Consider the following 17,204-nt stretch of genomic DNA (forward strand, 5'->3'; position numbering starts at 1 on the left):
TCCCAGGTGCTGCGATGGCGCTCAACGGCGACCGGTAGCTCTTCCGAGACCCCCGCCCCCTCTCACAGGCTGATCCTGGGGTTGAGGTAAGTGTACAGCACGTCCGTGGCGAGATTGACCAGCACGAAGGTAAGGGCATACACCATCACCGACCCCTGCACCAGAGGGTAGTCACGGGCGAAGATGGCGTCCACCACCAGCCGGCCCAGTCCCGGCCAGCCGAAGATGGTCTCCACGATCATATTGCCGCCCAGCAGGGTTCCCACCTGCAAGCCCACCACCGTGACCGTGGGGATGAGGGCGTTGCGCAGGGCGTGGCGAATGATAACCGCCCGCTCCGCCACCCCCTTGGCCCGGGCCAGGAGCACATAGTCGGTGCGGAGCACCTCCAGCATGCTCGACCGCACCACCCGGGCCACCACTGCCGCCACGCCGGCCCCCAGGGTGACCGAGGGCAGCACCAGGTGCCGCAGGGCATCCCCCAGGGCGGGGAGATTGGCCGTGAGCAGGGCATCCACCACGAACAGCCCCGTGATGGTGTGCGGTTGCAGGCCGTACGCGACGCGTCCCGAGGTGGGAAACCATCCCAGATGCAGGGAAAACACGATGATACAGATGATCCCCAGCCAAAAGGCGGGCATGGAGATACCCAGAAAGGCGCCCGCCATGCTGGCCCGGTCCAGCACGGAATACTGACGGACGGCGGAGACCACCCCGATGGGCAGAGCCACCACCAGGGCAAACAGCAGGGAGAATACGGCCAGCTCCACCGTGGCCGGGATGGTCTCCGCGATGACGTCGATCACCGGGCGGGAGCGAAATATGGAGTAACCCAGGTCCCCGCGCGCCAGCCGTCCCAGGTAGAGGGCAAGCTGCACCGGCAGTGGCTTGTCGAGATGAAACTGCGCCCGCAGCATCTCGATCTCCGCCTGCGACACTCCCCCGGCCTCCCCGATCATGATGTCCACCGGGTCGCCGGGCATGAAGCGCATGAAGGCGAAGACCACCACGGCGATACCCACCGTGATGGGTATGGCCGCCAGGACCCGCTCCAGTATCCGTACTCCCCGCACCGCAATCCCCCGTTACTTGACGGTGTATCCTGCTTCCTTCAGCAGCTCCTTTGCCTTGCCGGGATCATACGGATAGGGCTTCAGGTCGGGGTTGAACCCGAACCCGCTGGGCAGGAAACACGTTGCCAACCGGGTAGCCCCGCCCCCGTACACGGTCTTCAGGATCTCGTCCCAGTTTACGGCGTAGTTCATGGCCTCGCGCACCCGCACGTCGTCAAAGGGAGGCTTGGCGTAGTTCATCTCTACCGCATAGACCCGGGTACCCTGCACCTTCTTGACCTGCACCTTGGGGTCTTTCTCCAGGTCGGCGGCCATATCGGGTGGCACCATCTGGATGACGTGGACCTCCCCGGCCTTGAGGGCGGCTATGCGGGTGGCGGGATCGGGCATCATGCGGAATATCACCCGCTTGGCGGGCGCCGGGCCCACCGGGGGCAGGTCGGGCGAGCCGCCGTAGTACCCGTCAAAGCGCTCCAGCACGATCTGGTCGTCCAGCCGGCCTTCCTTGAACTTGAAGGGACCGCAGCCCACCGGCTTCTCGGCGAACTTCTGGTCCCCCACCTTCTTGATGTAATCTTTGGGCACGATCTGGAAGTGGACCAGAGCCTGCAGGAAGACGGGGAAGGGGTTCTTGAGAGTGAAGCGCACCGTGTAGGGATCGACCTTCTCCACCTTCTCCAGGGGACCCAGCAGGCCCTTGCGGGGCGAGGACTGGCCCCCCACCGCCCCCTCCTGCAGGATACGCTCGAAGGTGAACACCACGTCGTCGGCATCCAGGGTCTCGCCATTGTGGAACTTGATGCCCTTCCGGATCTTGAACTCGTAGATGTTGGCAGCCGGGTTGGCCCAGGACTCCGCGATCTCCGGGACCACCTTACCGTCCCAGGTGCGGGTGACCAGGCCGTCGAAGATGTTGCGGATCACCGTTTCGGTGTCCCGCTCCCGGTGCATGGCCGGGTCGAGGGTGACGATCTTGTTGGTCTTCATCCCCACTACAATGGTGTCCCCGCCCTTGAGCGACACGTCATGCAGGTTGATGCGGGAATCCATGCTGGGCTGCCAGTTCCGGATATTCGCGGAGGCAGCCTCGACTTCGTCCCGGAAGTACCCGAACACCCAGGGAACGTCTTTGTACAGAATGTCCTGCGCCTTGAAGTAGGCCTCCTTGCGGGTGGCTTCGTCGATGCTGGTCAGCGCCTTGTCCATGCAGGCATCGAACTCGGCGTTGCTGTAGAAGGAGTAATTGCCTCGATCCTTCGTCTTCAGCTTGGGCACTGCCAGATCGAATGGGTCGAAGTAGGCGCTGCCCCAGTCGGTGAGGTACATCTGACGCTCACCGGCCAGGATCTTTTCTTTCATGGCGCTCCATTCCCACACCCGCACCTCAGCCTGCACGCCGATCTCGCGCAGGTTGGCGGCGATGGCCTCCGCCTCGTCCTTCCGGTTGGCCTCGCTGTCGATCACCACAGACAGGGTCTTGCCCGTCGGCTCGGGGGTGGTCGCCTCCTTCTTCGCGCAGCCCGGCAGCATCAGGCCCGCCGCCAGCACCAGCAGCACCACCCAGTACCAGGCTCGCTCCACGCCTTTCCGCATGCTCCTCCCTCCCTGGCCTTATTGTCCTCCCGGTCCCCTGCCCGGGTGCAAAAGGAGCAGCCTCCCAGGCAGGGGCACTGGTAGTGACCTGTTATAACCGAGTAGACGTTACCTTCGCTATCTTCCCGCCGTTTTCCTGCCCCGGGAATCGACAGGCCGGGCCGAAAGACGTGTCGCCGGACCGGCCGTCGTTCAGTCGCAGGCGGGGTGCTCCAGCAGGCTCTCCGGCGCCGGCTGCCGGCTCCCGGACACCAATGCCAGCGGAGTCACCCCACCCGGAGTCAGCCTGCCCGTGCACGCCAGGCGGTCCGTGCAGCGGAACAGCGCCCGCGCACCTACCGCCCGAAACCGACCCAGGGCTTCCTCAACCAGACGATCGACCAGGCTCACGTAATCCAGCCCCGCCGCCTCCGCCAGCCGGGGTAGCTCGCTGTACCCGGGCTGGAGACCGGGCATGGTGTTGACTTCCAGCACGAAAGGCACCCCGGCGCGGTCCATGCGGATGTCTACCCGGGCATAGTCAAGACACCCCAGGGCGTGGAAGGAAAGCAGGGCCATCTCCTCGATTTCTTCCCGCTGACCCGGGGCAAGGGGCGCCGGGCAACGGCGCTCGACCCGGTCGCGCTCCTTCATCACGTAACCGTAAATCTCCCCCGCCACCTCCACCTCAGCGGGCGGAAAGAGTATCTCTTCCGGCGGCAGCGCTACCGGCGGGTCATTTCCCAATACTCCCACCGTGAACTCCCGTCCCGGGATGAACTGCTCTACCAGAGCCGACTGCCCATACTCCCCGAGCACCCGGGCGACCGCCGCCCGCAGGGCGTGCTCGTCCCCCACCACTGCTTCCGGGCCTATCCCCACGCTGGAACCCTCACTGGAAGGCTTGACAATGAGGGGGAAAGGCAATCCCGGGTGCAGGGGCTGATTGGCATCCTGAAACACCTGGAAGGCGGGGGTGGGAATGCCCCAGTGGCGGAAGACCATCTTGGCCAGGGGCTTGTGCAGAGCCAGCACGTGGCTCTCCAGGGGAGATCCCGTGAAGGGAATGCTGGCCACCTCCAGCAGGGCCACCACGTTGGCCTGCTGCTTCTTCTGGCCCAGCCCGGTGGCCAGGTTGAACACCAGGTCGGGTGCCAGGGCCTTGAGCCGCCTCAGCAGGCTGCCCGTCGCCTCCAGCAGCACGGGACGGTATCCCAGCGTCCTGAGGGCCTCGCCCACGGCCTGAGCGGTGACCCGGGACTGCACCACGGAGTGGGGGTCGCGTTCGACCCCCGCCCCCGAGAGGGGCCGGTCCACCAGGACCGCGACCTTCAGCTGTCCGCGATCCGCTGCACCAACGGTCATCACCAACACCTCCGCTCTCGGTTCGCGACGCCCGGGCGGGGAACAACATACCCAGGGAAGACCCCTGGGCATGCCCAAGCGCCCCCCTTACCACGCTTACGAGGTTAGCTGTCGGGCTCGGGCCGAAGGAGCTAGCCCTACCCACCGGTACCGGGCACCTCACCGCCACCGGTCGGGATTCGCCCCCGAAGTTGGGTCCCCCGCTCTCCCCGCAGGGAGACTCAGCGCACCGGGCGGACTTCCACCTCAGTGGATGCCAGCCAGACGCACCTATTCCATTACGGAAATTCTATCACCCCCTGAGAGCGGGTGTCAACGGTCTTGCGGGAACCTGAGATCTTGAAAGTACGCCCAGAAAGAGGGTCCAGATCCAGATCCCAGTATAGCGAGCCCGCGAGAATGCCCGGCTGACGCTCAGGAAAGGGTTCCGCCGTGTTCAAGTCGGCGCCCATGAAACGCCATGAACCCGACCAGCTCGGGGCGGGCTCAAGAAAGACAATGATCCACCAGGACCCCCACGCCGGCGCAAGTCTGCATCAGTCGCGGCCCTGCTTCACCGCCTCGATGGCTTCGTCAAGCGACATGCCCCGGGCTACCAGTTGCCTGAGCCTGTCCAAAGCCTGCTCCTTGCTCACCCTCACCATCAGGGCAGCATACGCCCTCGCGTTCATCACCGTGTAAATCCGCTTCTTGGGCACGAATACCGCCAGCGTGTACCCCAAAAGATAGCTCTGCCGCCCCCTGACCCTCATCTCCACCCGCAACCGCTCCACATCTTGCGGCCTCTTCATCTCGTAGATCTTCACCGCGTTGTACAGCACCATCAGCATCACAACCTGCGCCCAGATCGCACAAAGCTTCCGCCCTACCGGCGTCCTCACCCGCCACTCCTGACTCAGCTCCCTGATCCCCTCGTTCTCCACCGTCCACCGCCGCCCATACTCCTCCACCCACCTGCCCGCCCTCCGCCCCAATGGCAGGGTGGTCACGTAAACCCACTCGTGCACCTCGCCAGTGCGCTTGTCCACCTCCCGCGCCAGCACCGCATTCACCCGGATGGCACCACCCCCAGAACGGTACTCCACACCGGGTATCCCCGCCACCTCCAACACCTTCACCCGCGGCCTCCTCTTGCCCCCCTTGCGCACCTCCACCTCCTCAGGCCGATGCTCTGCCAACCGCGCCAGCCCCCGCACGTCCTCCACCAGGTCTACGTTCGAGGGCACCAGGGTCAGATAATCGATACCGTACTCTTCCTTCAGACGGCTCAGGAACCGCGCTCCCCAGTACCCCCGGTCCAAAATGAGTAGCTCGATCATCTCCCGCACAGGACATACCCGCCGGGAAATCTCATCCAAAATGCGCAAAAGAAGCACCCTCTCGTCTGTCCCCAGCGGACCCATCGCCACCCCCACGATCCGCTCCCTCTCCTCGCACACATTAAGTAAGATCACCACCTTGTACCCCCGCAGATGCCGCCCATCCCCATCACAAGCCTCCCCCACCCCCTCGTACGTTTTGCCCTCCACCTCAATGGTGAACCCATCCGCCGCATACACCTTGCCCCTGATCCACCTCTTCCCGCGCATGAGCTTTACCGCCTCGTAAAACACCCTGCTGCTCTCTTCCACTCTCACCCGCTTCAGATGGTTGCGCAGCGTGTCCTCGTGTACCACCCCCCTGTCCTCCGCTTCCACCTCCTTCACCTCTTCTACCGTGAACCCAACCTCCATCAGCAACTTGCCATCACGCAGCACCGGCCCCGCCCGCGCAAGATGGCCAAGGTGCATGAGGTCGAACAAAATCAACAGCCCGTTCAGCCGACGGTAGTCCTCCCCATTGCGCTTCTTCAGATGCGGCTGCAGCGAAACCAGAACCTCCCAGAAGCCCGCCTCCCGCAAAAACTCCACTAAATGCTCGTTCTTGCCATACTCACTCTCCACCACTAGGTGGCGCTCGCCACTGGCCACCGCCGCCCGCACACCATCATCGTCCCGCCCGTACACCACGTATCCCATTCACTCTCCCTCCCCCCATTCCACCCTCCGCAGACGCTCAACCACGTCAAACAACTCCTCAATTTCACCCGTCAGTTCCCGAATCCGCTGCCTCGCCTGGCGCAACTCCCTGTGCCGCCTCAAAAGCACCTTCAGCTGCCGCACCTCCTTCTTGGCCACGTACCGCATCCGGGTCCGCCCATCTACCTTCTGGGACAGGTAATGGTACGGCCCGTGCTTCTCACCTCGCTTGCACCTGCAACCGGCCTTCCCACACGTCCGGTATTGCTCCACCAAAGACCCCTCCATAAACGGCCCGACCCTCATCACCCGATCCTCCCACCAGCCTCGTTCCCTCCGCAACCCGTCAATCACCTGCCGCACCCGGCTCAGTTCCTCCACCAGCGGCCACCTCCACCATATCCTGTGTGTTATGATTAAACAGGCGCACACAGGATTCCTTCCAAAACGAGAGGCCTGACAGATTATTTTGCAGGCCCCTCAGCTAATCACAACATCCATGCCTATCCTGGCAACTTTCAATTTCTCTGACAGCAAGCCCGCGGACAGCAAGCCCGCGGACAGCAAGCCCGCGGACAGCAACTCTGCGGGTGCCGGTGGGGGGTGGCGCCAATGCGCGGCTGCTAGTCGAAGACGAAGGCGGCCTTGACCACGCGGCTGCTTCTCTTGTCCGTGAGCGTTTGGAAAGCCCGGCGGTATTCGGGCAGGCGGAAGCGGTGGGTGAGCAGGGAGGACATGTCCACCGCCCCCCGGGCCATCAGGTCCAGGGCCACCTGGTAGGTGCGCACCCGGTCTCCCCGGTATTCTTCGGTGCTGTAGCAGAAGGACCCCACCAGATGGAGCTCTTTGAGCCAGATGAAGCTCCAGTCGACCCCACGGGGCACCGAGGCCAGGCCAACCAGCACCACCTTCCCCCCCCGGCCCGCGAAGCGGAGGGAGTCGTCGATGCTGCCCGAGGAGCCCACGCATTCGTAGACGATGTGCGCCCCGTTCTCCAGGACGGGCTTGCCAATCATGGTCTTGAGCGCCTGCGTGCCCAGCGCCTCCGCCGTCCGGGGCACGTATCCCGGCCCGGTGCGCACGACCTCGTCCGCTCCGTAGTGGCGGGCCAGGTCCGCCTGGAAGTCGTGGCGGGCCAGGACCACGACGCGCCCCGGGTGTCCCAGGGCCCGCAGTCCGGCCACCACCCCCAGGCCGATGATGCCGGCTCCGATCACCAGGCAGGTCTGGTCGGGGGCGGGGAAGTGGCGCATGAGGGCGTGCAGCGAAGAGGCGAAGGGATCCACCAGGACGGCCTGCTGGTCGGTGACGTGGTCGGGGACGTGAAGGAGCTGGCTGCGGTGGGCCAGGAAGTAGGGGCTCCACCCTCCACCGGTGTCACGGCAGCTGCCGGTGAGCATTCCCGGGGAGAGGTTGCCGCGGGTGAAGTTCTCGCAGATGGAGTGGTCTCCCCGCTCGCAGAGCCGGCAGCGGGGGGATATCCCCCGCACCTCGCAGGGGAGCATGGGATCCACCACCACCCGGTCACCCACCCGGAACCCCTCCACCGCCGCTCCCAGCTCGGCGATAGTGCCCACGTTCTCGTGTCCTACGGTGAAGGGGAAGCTGGCGAAAGGGGAAGTGGACGGGCTGTCGTGCAGGAGGACCAGGTTCATGTCGCTGCCGCAGATCCCCGAATACCTGGTTTTCACTTTAACCCATTCGGGCCCGGGCAGGACGGGCTCGGGCACCTGCCTGTACTGCAGGCAGGCGAGTGGGCTCCAGAACACCCCCTTCCAGACACCCCCGAGGGCCTTGCTCACTATCCATCTGGGCACGCTGTCCACGAACTGCAGTGCCTCCACGGGCATCACCCCATCTCGCGCGTTTCTGCCCAGAGGTTCGGGGACAGGCCCCGTTTTCCTGCTGCCGCCCCGGCAGGTGGTGCGGAGGAAAAGGGGGGTGGTCCGGCGTATCCTGCTGGTGAGCGGGTTGGTAGGTTCCGGGCAGGACGGAAGGCACCCGCCATCCCCGGGAGGTGTCGGCCTTGACCGTCCTGTCCGATCGTGCGGTTTCCTTGCCTGCTTCTCCCATCCGGGCCATGATGGCCCAGGCGGCCCTTTTCCCCGATGCCGTCCGCCTGGAGATGGGAGAGCCCGACTTCACCACGCCGGAGCCATACATGGAGGCGGCCTTTGCCGCCGCCCGGAGGGGGGCCACCCATTACACCCCCACTTCCGGTATCCGGGAACTGCGTGGCGCCATCGCCACCCGGCTCCGGGCCGACTACGGGTTGGAGGTTGACCCGGACCGGGAGGTACTGGTGAGCGTGGGGGCGGTGGGGGCGCTGGGGGTGGCGTGCCTGGCGGTGGTGCGCCCCGGGGACGAGGTGTTGGTCCCGGACCCCGGGTGGCCCGTTTACCGTTCCCAAATCGCCCTGGCGGGCGGGGTGGCGGTTCCCGTGCCCCTGCGGGAGGAGATGGCCTTCCACATGCAGGCGGAGGACGTGGAGTCGCACATCACCGCCCGCACCCGCGCCCTCATCCTGAACTCTCCCCACAATCCCACCGGGGCGGTGCTCTCAGAAGAGGAGACGCGCCGGATCGCGGAGGTGGCTCACCGGCACCGTCTCACCGTTATCTCCGATGAGGTCTATGAGAAGCTGCTGTACGATGGCCGGCGGCATTTCTCCCTGGCCTGCATCCCGGAGATACGCCCGCAGGTCATCACCGTCTCGGGGGTTTCCAAGACATACGCCATGACGGGCTGGCGCCTGGGATACGCGCACGCCTCCGCCGAGATCATCTCCGCCATGGGCCGCATCCAGGAGTGCCTGGCTTCATGTCCCGCCTCGGTGTCCCAGCACGCCGCCCTGGCTGCCATCGGTGGAGACCAGGGTCCCGTCGCGGAGATGCGGGAGCAGTACGATCGTCGCCGGCGCTTCCTGGTGGAGGGTCTGAACCGGCTCCCGGGGATTTCCTGCCTGATGCCGGAGGGGGCCTTCTACGTGTTCCCCAGTGTGAAAGCCCTCGGTCGTCCTTCGGCCGAACTGGCCCAGGAACTCCTGGTACGGGCCCGCGTGGTGGTGGTGCCCGGTTCCGGCTTCGGCGATGCAGGCGAGGGCTACCTGCGCCTCAGCTACGCCACCTCTCTCGAAGCGCTGCAGGCTGCCGTCCAGCGCATCGAGTCTTTTCTCTCCTGAAGTGCTTCCCGCCCACGCGGGCGGCGGTGGGAGTGGGAGTGGGTGCCGCCGGCCGGGCCGTCAGGCCGGAGTCAGTGCCCGAGAGCCTGGACTACCCGCACGGTGCCCAGGAGCAGGAGGATTACGCCGGGAGCGAGCCCCAGCAGGAGGCGGTAGGGTAACAGCGTGCGGGTTTCCGTGGGCTCGGCCGGGCACGCGTCAGCCTGTTGGGTGCGGCCCTGTTCGTGCCAGGCTGTCGGCGAGCAGTGGGCATTCAGGCGGATGGGCGCAAGAGGGATCGCCGCCGGCCACACCGCCGCGCGCACGGCAATCCTGCGACCCAGCCCATTGCCCAGCCCCACCAGTACCACGTGAGCCATGCCGAACAGGGGGGGAACCAGGGGGGAGCGGTACCCGGCCATGGCCAGTGCGCAGGCGGTAAGGGAGGCATCGACCGCCACACTGCCGCCTATGAGAATCAGAAGGCTCCATTCCAGGGGACCTTCTTCGGCGGCGGAGGCACCGGTGCCTCGAGGCGAGGTCGTGGGCCGCCGGTAACGCAGGGCTTCCCGGAAGTGCCAGCAGGCGGCGGCCAGGAAAACCGCGGCCGCGAGCCAGATGGCGGTATCCCCACCCAGGGACCCGGCCAGGGCTGTTCCGGCCGCCATGGCGAGCGCACTGCCCAGGGCGGATTCCGCTCCCACTGCTGCTATCTGCCAGGCAGTGATGCGGCGCCTGCGCAGCCCCTGGGCGAGCCCTGCCCACATTCCGTCCAGGCTGACTGCCAATGCCAGGAACACCAGGTCCACGGGGTGCGACTCACCTCGGTGGGGGGTGCGCCTGTCGGGGATGGAGGATGGCCGCTTCCTCCGGGTGCGCTACCCCCCGGAAAGGGCGTCGTACCACTCATATGCTCGCGGCGGGTTGGGGGTAACGGCCGCCCCGTTCTGTACAAATGGCAGAAGGAAAAGGGCCCAATGCAGCGAATATACGCGGAGACGAACCCGCGAAGGGGGGATGTGCAGTCCTTTGCGGGAAGCGAGGCCGCGAAGGGGGGATGTGCGGTCGCTTGCGTGAGGAGTGGGGGTCGGAAAGCGTTAACGCCAATCGGACACGAAGGGAGAGATGAGAGCGTGAAGCGCGGAACGGCGGTGGTGTGGGCGTTGCTGCTCGTGGCGTCACTGGTGCTTACCTCCGGGTGTGCCAAGAAGCCCGCCGAGCAACCCGGTGCGCAACAGCCGCAGGAGAAGATCATCAAGATAGGGATGATTGCCCCGCTGACCGGAGACGTCAAGACATTCGGAGAGTCCACCAAGAATGGGTTCCTGCTCGCTCTGGAGGAGACGGGGAACCAGGTGGCTGGGTACAAGATCGAGCCGGTGATGGGCGACGATCGGAACGACCCCACGGAAGCAGTGAACGTGGCCACCAAGCTGTGCACCCAGGACAAGGTGAAGGCCATAGTGGGTTCCGTGGCGTCCAAGTGCTCCATTCCGGTTTCTGAGGTCTGCGAGGCCAACAAGGTGGTGCAGATCAGCCCCACTTCCACCAACCCGCGGGTGACCGTTGACCTGGGCCGGCGCAAGACATATGTCTTCCGGGCCTGCTTCATCGACCCGTTCCAGGGCAAGGTGGGCGCCAAGTTCGCGCTGGACACCCTCAAGGCCAAAACTGCCGCCGTACTCTTCGACCAGGGCAACGACTACGTGATCGGGCTGGCCAACTTCTTCAAGGACGCTTTCACAGCCGGTGGGGGCAAGATTGTGGCCTGGGAAGCCTACACGAAGGACGACGCGGACTTCTCGGCCGTCCTCACCAAGATTGCCCAGAAGAAGCCGGACATTCTGTATCTCCCCGACTACTACAACAAGGTCAGCCTGATCGGTAAACAGGCACGCGAGAAGGGTATCAAAGCGACTTTCATGGGCGGGGACGGTTGGGACTCGTCGGAGCTGGACTTCGCCACCATGGAGGGCGGTTACTTCACCAACCACTACTCCGCCGAAGACCCGCGGCCCGAAGTGAAGGCGTGGGTGGACAAGTACCAGAAGAAGTACGGCTCCACTCCTGACGCCCTGGCCACCCTGGCGTACGACGCTACCAAGCTGCTCCTGAAGGCGATCGAGAACGCCGGGCCGGATGATTCCACCAAGATCCGGGATGCGATGCAGAAGCTCCAGATGGATACGGTAAGCGGCAAGATCTCCTTTGACGAGAACGGGGACCCCATCAAACCGGCCGTCATCCTGCAGGTCAGCGGAGGTAAGCAGAAGTACATTGCCACGGTGACGCCGTAAGCATGAGGCGCCGGGGAGGAGTACGGCTGCGCTCCTCCCCGGCCATCTTCTGGTTGGAGGCTGAAAGCCAGTGACTGTTGTTCTCGAGCAGATCTTCAACGGGTTCCAGCTGGGTTTTGTGTACGCCCTCATCGCCCTCGGATACACCATGGTCTACGGCATCATCAGGCTGATAAACTTCGCCCACGGAGACGTCTTCATGGTGGGGGCGTTCCTGGGCGTGTTTGGTTACACCAGCTGGAGGCTGCCCTTTCCCCTGGCCATCCTGGTTTCCATGGTGATGTGCGCCGTGCTGGGAGTGACCATCGAGCGGGCTGCGTACCGGCCCCTGCGTTATGCTCCCCGCATCGCCGCTCTGATCAGCGCCATAGGCGTTTCCCTTTTCCTGGAGTACTTCTGCTCCCTCAAGTTCGTATTCGGTCCCAACTACCGCGTGGTCGACCGGCCCTTCGCGGTCACCAGTTTCAGGGTGGCGGGTGCCAACGTCTCCAACATACAGGTGATCGTGGCCGTGGTTGTGGTCGTACTGCTGGCTTTGCTGCAGTACATGCTCTTCCACACCAAGATCGGCAAGGCCATGCGCGCGGTGTCCCAGGATCATGACGCTGCCCGCCTGATGGGTATCAACGTGGACAACGTGATCTCGGCTACCTTCGCCATCGGGTCGGCACTGGCCGCAGCCGGGGGCGTGCTGTACGCGGTCGCCTACCCGCAGATATGGCCCTTTCTGGGGATCATGCCGGGCCTCAAGGCGTTCACGGCAGCAGTGCTGGGCGGAATCGGGATAGTACCGGGGGCATTCCTGGGCGCCCTCATCATGGGACAGGTGGACGTGCTTTCTGCCGCCTTCATATCGTCCCAGTTCCGGGATGCCGTGGGATTCTCCATACTGATCCTGGTGTTGCTGGTGCGGCCCACGGGACTTTTGGGTTCCCGCCAGCCGGAGAAGGTGTAGCAGGTGGGAGGGAGAATACGTTTGCCGGGGTCAAAGCGGATACTGGAGCATCCCATGGTTTTCCCTGCCGCCGCCGCTGCGTTCTATGTGGTGGTGCGCGCCCTCACCGGTGCCGGGTTGATCAACGATTACTGGCGGCTCATCCTCGATCAGTCGCTCATCATCGCCGTTGCGTCTCTCGGCCTGAGCCTCATCTACGGTTTCTGCGGCCAGTTCTCCCTGGGACACGCCGCCTTCTACGGACTGGGTGCTTACACGGCCGGGCTCATTGGCAAGCTGTACGGTCACGGTAACCTGGCCTGGTTCGCCGCCTCGCTGGTGGCCGGGGCGCTGGTGGCCGGCTTCGTTGCCCTCCTGGTCGGGCTTCCCATCCTGCGGCTGAGGTCCGATTACCTGGGCATCGCCACCCTGGGCTTCGGCATCATAGTGAAGGTGCTCATGGACAACTCCAACAAGCTGATTCCCGCCACGGGCGGGGCCACCGGCATGACCGGCACCCCCCGGGTGGCGGACTTCACGTGGATTTTCATCACGACCGTCCTCGTGATCCTGCTGGTGCGCAACTTCGTCTATTCCCGCTACGGGAGGGCCTGGGTGGCCATCAGGGAGGACGAGGTGGCGGCAGATGCCATGGGGGCAAACACCACGCTGTACAAGACCTTGGCGTTTGTGCTGGGCTGCGGGCTGGCCGGCCTGGCGGGGGGCCTGTACGCTCACCGGTACCCGTTCGTACATCCCTCGAGTTTCGATTTCCTGAAGTCCATCGACTTCCTCATCGTGGTGGTACTGGGAGGTCTGGGCAGCTTCACGGGAACCGTAGCCACGGCCATCGGCTGGGTGTTCCTGCTGGAGGGACTGCGGGGGGTCCTGGGCCAGGCCTTCGTGGACTGGCGGGGAGTGGTGTACGCCCTCATCCTGGTGGTCACCATCATCCTGCGGCCCCGCGGGCTGCTCGGTGGCAGGGAGTGGAGCGCGCTGGTACCGAGGGTCCTGGCAGTGCCGGTGGGGAAGGGGGAGCGGCGTGGCGGAACTGGAAGTTGACCGGTTGACCAAGTTCTTCGGCGGGCTGAGGGCCGTTTCGGAGTTCCATCTTACCCTGCAGGAGGGCGAGCTGGTCGGCCTGATCGGGCCCAACGGGGCCGGCAAGACTACCGTGTTCAACCTCATCACGGGCATGATCCCTCCCAGCGCGGGAGAGGTCCGGTTCCGCGGGGACAGCATAGTGGGCTTGCCGCCCTATCGCATATTCCAGAAGGGTATGGCCAGGACGTTCCAGAACATCCGGCTCTTCAAGGAGGCCACCGTGCTCGACAACGTGCTGGTGGGGCTGGACTCCAGGCCGAAGTACGGGTCTTTCCATGCCGCCTTCCGCACCGGGCACCTGAGTGGCGCGGAAGTGAAGTTGAAATCGGAGGCCCTCGACATCCTGGAGACGGTGGGATTGCGGGAACGGGAGGGGGAGCTGGCCAGAAACCTCCCCTATGGTGCCCAGAGGCGGCTGGAGCTGGCGCGGGCACTGGCGGGACGCCCCCGGTTGCTCCTGCTGGACGAACCGGCTGCGGGCATGAACCCGGCCGAGGTGCAGGAGATGGTGCGGTTGATCCGGGATCTCAAGGAACGGTACGGCCTGACCGTGCTACTCATCGAACACCAGATGGGCGTGGTCATGAACCTGTGCCCCCGCATCGTGGTAATGGACTTCGGAGAGATCATCGCCGAGGGTAGCCCGGTGGAGATCCAGCGTAACCCGCGGGTGCTGGAGGCGTACCTGGGGAAGGGGGCCGTGGCCTGATGTTCCTCGAGGTCAAGGATCTGAATGTGTACTACGGCGCCATCCAGGCCATCCACGGTATCTCGTTTCAGGTCGACCAGGGTGAGATCGTCACCCTCATCGGTGCCAACGGGGCCGGGAAGTCGACCACCCTGCGCACCATCTCCGGACTGGTCCGGGCCCGCAGCGGGCAGGTGATTTACCGGGGCACCGACATCACCCGGGCACCCGCCCACCAGATCGTGCGCATGGGTATCAGCCAGTGTCCCGAAGGGCGCAAGATATTTGTCAACCTTACCGTACTGGAGAACCTGGAGATGGGTGCGTACACCCGTTCCGACAAGGCCGAGATTCAGGATAGCCTGGACCGGGTCTTCCACCATTTCCCCCGGCTCAAGGAGCGCATCAGGCAGGTCGCCGGAACCCTCTCCGGAGGCGAGCAACAGATGCTGGCCATGGGCAGAGCCCTGATGGCCAGGCCCCAGGCGCTGCTGCTCGACGAGCCCTCGATGGGGCTGTCACCCATCCTGGTTCAGGAGATATTTGCCATCGTCCAGGACATCAACAAGAGCGGCACCACCGTCCTGCTGGTGGAGCAAAACGCAGCCATGGCTCTTTCCATCGCCCATCGAGGCTACGTGCTGGAGACCGGTCGCATCGTCATTCAGGGGTCCGCAGAGAATCTGCGGCTCGATCCCAGGGTGAGGGCTGCCTATCTCGGGGACGTGGTGGCGGCGTCGTAGGGCGGCCAGGGCTAGCGGCGATGAAGGTTGCGGGCGGCCACGAAGGCCAGGCCGTTCTCGGTGAGGGCCCGGGCCGTGCGGTTGACCGCCTCGTGTTTGTCCAGGTAGTTCCGTTCCAGGTAGGCCATGTCCGCCGCGGCCAGGATTTCGTCTTTGGGGCGGAAATAGTCCAGGATGTCGGACGGGTGATCGCGGGTCACCTCCACCTCGGGGTCGCCGCCCTCGTGCTTGGCGGAGATGTTGGGTACGCGGGACGCCAGGTCCACCAGCTCCTCCCGCCGGTTGTAAGGTTGGCGGACGATGCTCTTGTGGGTCTCGGTGATATGGTGCTCCAGGCGTACCCGGTCCTCCAGGCCCAGCTCCTTCCTCACGTATGAGCAGAGCTCCAGGGTGCGGTTGTTCACCGAGTTGCTCAGGTTGAGGCCGGCCAGCGGCGTGGAGCCATCCTCGCGGGCGAAGAGGCGGGCTGCCACCAGCGTCCACAGGAAGAAATAGGGGTTGTCGTGCCCCGCATACACCGAGATCTTGAAGCTGATGTCGATGCCCAGCCGGTGCAGGATGAAGCCCAGCAGGATGGTACCGAAGTTGAAGTTCAGCACCTGGTTGATGCCATACTGGGTGTAGTAGTAGAGGTACTCGTCGATCCACTGCAGCGGGTGCTCGTTCGGTTGACCGATGCCTCCGAAATAACCGGTGATGGTCTCGGGCCCGCCCAGGTGGACGTTGGACCCGTCCGTGCCCTTGGTATCCAGGGTCTCCACCCATGTGGCGCCTATGATCTGCATGGCCGCCGCCATCGCCACGATGTCCCCCTGATCGGCTTCCTGCTCCCGCATCCTGCGCACCCGGATGTACCTTCCCGGCATGATCTCCTGGCGGTCGATGGCCTGCTTTGCTTCTGCGATCAACCAGGGGAAGTACTGCAGGGCGCTGATCTCCAGGGTGACGGCCCTGCCCTCGTCGAAGTACATGGTGTCCGCCTGGTCGCCCAGGATCCGGCGCCGGTAGGTGGAGATGCTCACGAAGGCCCCCCGGTCTCGCTCGGAGGCCAGCCATTCCAGGTCCTCCAGGTAGGGCGAGTGCAGGTTGCGCAACCGGGCCATGAGGTTGGGGAGCTGCCGGGCCTCGCGGGCGCGGGCGTTGATCTCCTCGGGAGTGCCGTACCTGGTTACGATGCGGAGCGCCTCGTTCACCAGGCGGTTGTCGGGATCGAGGAGGAAACGGTTGATTTCCTCCAGGGCGGCCGTCTCCAGTCGCAGGCGATCCCTCAGCATGCCTTTTCACTCCTTCTGCCGGTATGGGGTGCCGGTCCGGCGGTCCCTTCCCGCCATCGGGGCTGCTTATCGTGGGCTGTGCCGTGCCCTATTTCAGGCGTTCCCGGACCAGCGCTTCCAGGCGGGCTGCCTCTCCCGCCTTCATGCCGTAACAGTGTTCGGGCGCGGGGAAGCGACCGCTCACCACATCGTCCATGTACTCGCGGAACGCCTTCAGGATGGTCTCGTTCAAGCTGGCATACTTCTTCACGAACCGGGGGGTGAAGGCCTCGAAAAAACCCAGCATGTCGTGCACGATGAGGAGCTGGCCGTGGCAGTTCGGTCCCGCCCCGATCCCGATGATGGGGATGGATGCCCTTTCCGCCACGATCCTGCCCACCTCGGGAGGCACCGCTTCCAGCAGGATGGCAAAGGCGCCCGCCTCTTCGATGATGCGGGCGTCTTCGATGACCCGCAGGGCGGTATCCACGTCGCGGGCCTGGGCCCGGAATCCCCCCAGCTGGGCGATGGACTGGGGGGTCAACCCCAGGTGCCCCATGACGGGGATGGTGGCCCTGGTGAGGGCTTCCACCACGTCCGCCACGTTGCGGCCGCCTTCCAGCTTCACGGCGTCGCACCCCGCCTCGGCCATGAACCGGCCCGCGTTGCGGATGGCCTCTTCCCTGTTAACCTGGTAGGACATGTATGGCATGTCACCTATGAGGAATGCCCCTGGTGCGCCCCGGCGGACGGCCTGGGCGTGCACCACCATGACGTCCATGGTGGCAGGCAGCGTGCTGTCGTATCCCAGGACCGTCATGGCCAGGGAATCGCCCACCAGGATGATGTCGACCCCGGCCTTCTCTTCCAGCAGGGCCGTGGGGTAATCGTAGCAGGTGAGCATGGTGATCTTCTCCCCGCGGGCCCGCTTCTGATACAGGTAGGGGATGGTGACCTTCTCCCTTGCCACGTTAGGACCTCCTTTCCTTGCTGCCAG

General features: G+C 64.8%; 15 protein-coding genes and 1 riboswitch. Of the genes, 6 read left to right on the plus strand and 9 right to left on the minus strand.

Going from position 1 to position 17,204, the window contains the following annotated elements; all coding sequences use genetic code 11:
* Positions 1-62: 62 nt before the first annotated feature.
* The 6 genes from QME70_10325 to QME70_10350 form a co-directional block, all read right to left on the minus strand.
* The gene (locus QME70_10325; GenBank protein ID MDI6894978.1) at positions 63-1,073 is read right to left on the minus strand and encodes an ABC transporter permease; all 1,011 of its coding nucleotides are present in this window, start codon (positions 1,071-1,073) and stop codon (positions 63-65) included.
* A gap of 12 nt (positions 1,074-1,085) precedes the next feature.
* On the minus strand, positions 1,086-2,666 hold the full coding sequence (locus QME70_10330; protein MDI6894979.1) for an ABC transporter substrate-binding protein: 1,581 nt from the start codon (positions 2,664-2,666) through the stop codon (positions 1,086-1,088).
* Positions 2,667-2,858: 192 nt separating this feature from the next.
* The gene (locus QME70_10335) at positions 2,859-4,010 is read right to left on the minus strand and encodes a hypothetical protein (protein MDI6894980.1); all 1,152 of its coding nucleotides are present in this window, start codon (positions 4,008-4,010) and stop codon (positions 2,859-2,861) included.
* A gap of 77 nt (positions 4,011-4,087) precedes the next feature.
* Positions 4,088-4,247, minus strand: a riboswitch (cyclic di-AMP (ydaO/yuaA leader).
* A gap of 299 nt (positions 4,248-4,546) precedes the next feature.
* Complete coding sequence (locus QME70_10340) at positions 4,547-6,028, minus strand: transposase (protein ID MDI6894981.1); 1,482 nt, start codon at positions 6,026-6,028, stop codon at positions 4,547-4,549.
* Positions 6,029-6,409, minus strand: a complete 381-nt coding sequence (locus QME70_10345) for a hypothetical protein (GenBank protein MDI6894982.1) — start codon at positions 6,407-6,409, stop codon at positions 6,029-6,031. It abuts the gene before it with no gap.
* A 242-nt stretch (positions 6,410-6,651) separates the two neighbouring features.
* Positions 6,652-7,872: an alcohol dehydrogenase catalytic domain-containing protein gene (locus tag QME70_10350; protein ID MDI6894983.1), complete on the minus strand. Its 1,221-nt coding sequence runs from the start codon at positions 7,870-7,872 to the stop codon at positions 6,652-6,654.
* 182 nt (positions 7,873-8,054) lie between these two features.
* On the opposite strand from QME70_10350, the gene QME70_10355 reads away from it, so the two are divergent.
* Positions 8,055-9,209, plus strand: coding sequence for a pyridoxal phosphate-dependent aminotransferase (locus tag QME70_10355; GenBank protein ID MDI6894984.1), 1,155 nt, complete (start codon positions 8,055-8,057; stop codon positions 9,207-9,209).
* A gap of 71 nt (positions 9,210-9,280) precedes the next feature.
* On the opposite strand, the gene QME70_10360 is transcribed toward QME70_10355, so the two are convergent.
* Positions 9,281-9,997 (minus strand): hypothetical protein, encoded by a 717-nt coding sequence (locus QME70_10360; protein MDI6894985.1) that lies wholly within the window; start codon positions 9,995-9,997, stop codon positions 9,281-9,283.
* Between the two features lie 324 nt (positions 9,998-10,321).
* Between QME70_10360 and QME70_10365 the strand changes: the two genes are divergently transcribed.
* The 5 genes from QME70_10365 to QME70_10385 all read left to right on the plus strand — a co-directional run bounded on the left by QME70_10365 (position 10,322) and on the right by QME70_10385 (position 14,954).
* Positions 10,322-11,485 (plus strand): ABC transporter substrate-binding protein, encoded by a 1,164-nt coding sequence (locus tag QME70_10365; GenBank protein MDI6894986.1) that lies wholly within the window; start codon positions 10,322-10,324, stop codon positions 11,483-11,485.
* 70 nt (positions 11,486-11,555) lie between these two features.
* Entirely contained in the window at positions 11,556-12,440 is an 885-nt protein-coding gene (locus QME70_10370) for a branched-chain amino acid ABC transporter permease (GenBank protein MDI6894987.1), read from the plus strand.
* Between the two features lie 54 nt (positions 12,441-12,494).
* The gene (locus tag QME70_10375; GenBank protein MDI6894988.1) at positions 12,495-13,481 is read left to right on the plus strand and encodes a branched-chain amino acid ABC transporter permease; all 987 of its coding nucleotides are present in this window, start codon (positions 12,495-12,497) and stop codon (positions 13,479-13,481) included.
* Positions 13,462-14,232 (plus strand): ABC transporter ATP-binding protein, encoded by a 771-nt coding sequence (locus tag QME70_10380; protein ID MDI6894989.1) that lies wholly within the window; start codon positions 13,462-13,464, stop codon positions 14,230-14,232. Before QME70_10375 ends, QME70_10380 begins: the two co-directional genes overlap by 20 nt.
* Entirely contained in the window at positions 14,232-14,954 is a 723-nt protein-coding gene (locus QME70_10385; GenBank protein ID MDI6894990.1) for an ABC transporter ATP-binding protein, read from the plus strand. The genes QME70_10380 and QME70_10385 overlap by 1 nt, the downstream gene beginning before the upstream one ends.
* Positions 14,955-14,965: 11 nt before the next feature.
* Here the strand turns inward: QME70_10385 and QME70_10390 are convergent, their stop codons facing one another.
* Both QME70_10390 and panB read right to left on the minus strand, forming a co-directional pair.
* The gene (locus tag QME70_10390) at positions 14,966-16,228 is read right to left on the minus strand and encodes a hypothetical protein (protein MDI6894991.1); all 1,263 of its coding nucleotides are present in this window, start codon (positions 16,226-16,228) and stop codon (positions 14,966-14,968) included.
* 88 nt (positions 16,229-16,316) lie between these two features.
* On the minus strand, positions 16,317-17,177 hold the full coding sequence (gene panB, locus QME70_10395; protein ID MDI6894992.1) for a 3-methyl-2-oxobutanoate hydroxymethyltransferase: 861 nt from the start codon (positions 17,175-17,177) through the stop codon (positions 16,317-16,319).
* Positions 17,178-17,204 lie beyond the last annotated feature (27 nt).

This window comes from Bacillota bacterium (assembly GCA_030019365.1).
GTDB lineage: Bacteria > Bacillota > Sulfobacillia > JACIYH01 > JACIYH01 > JACIYH01.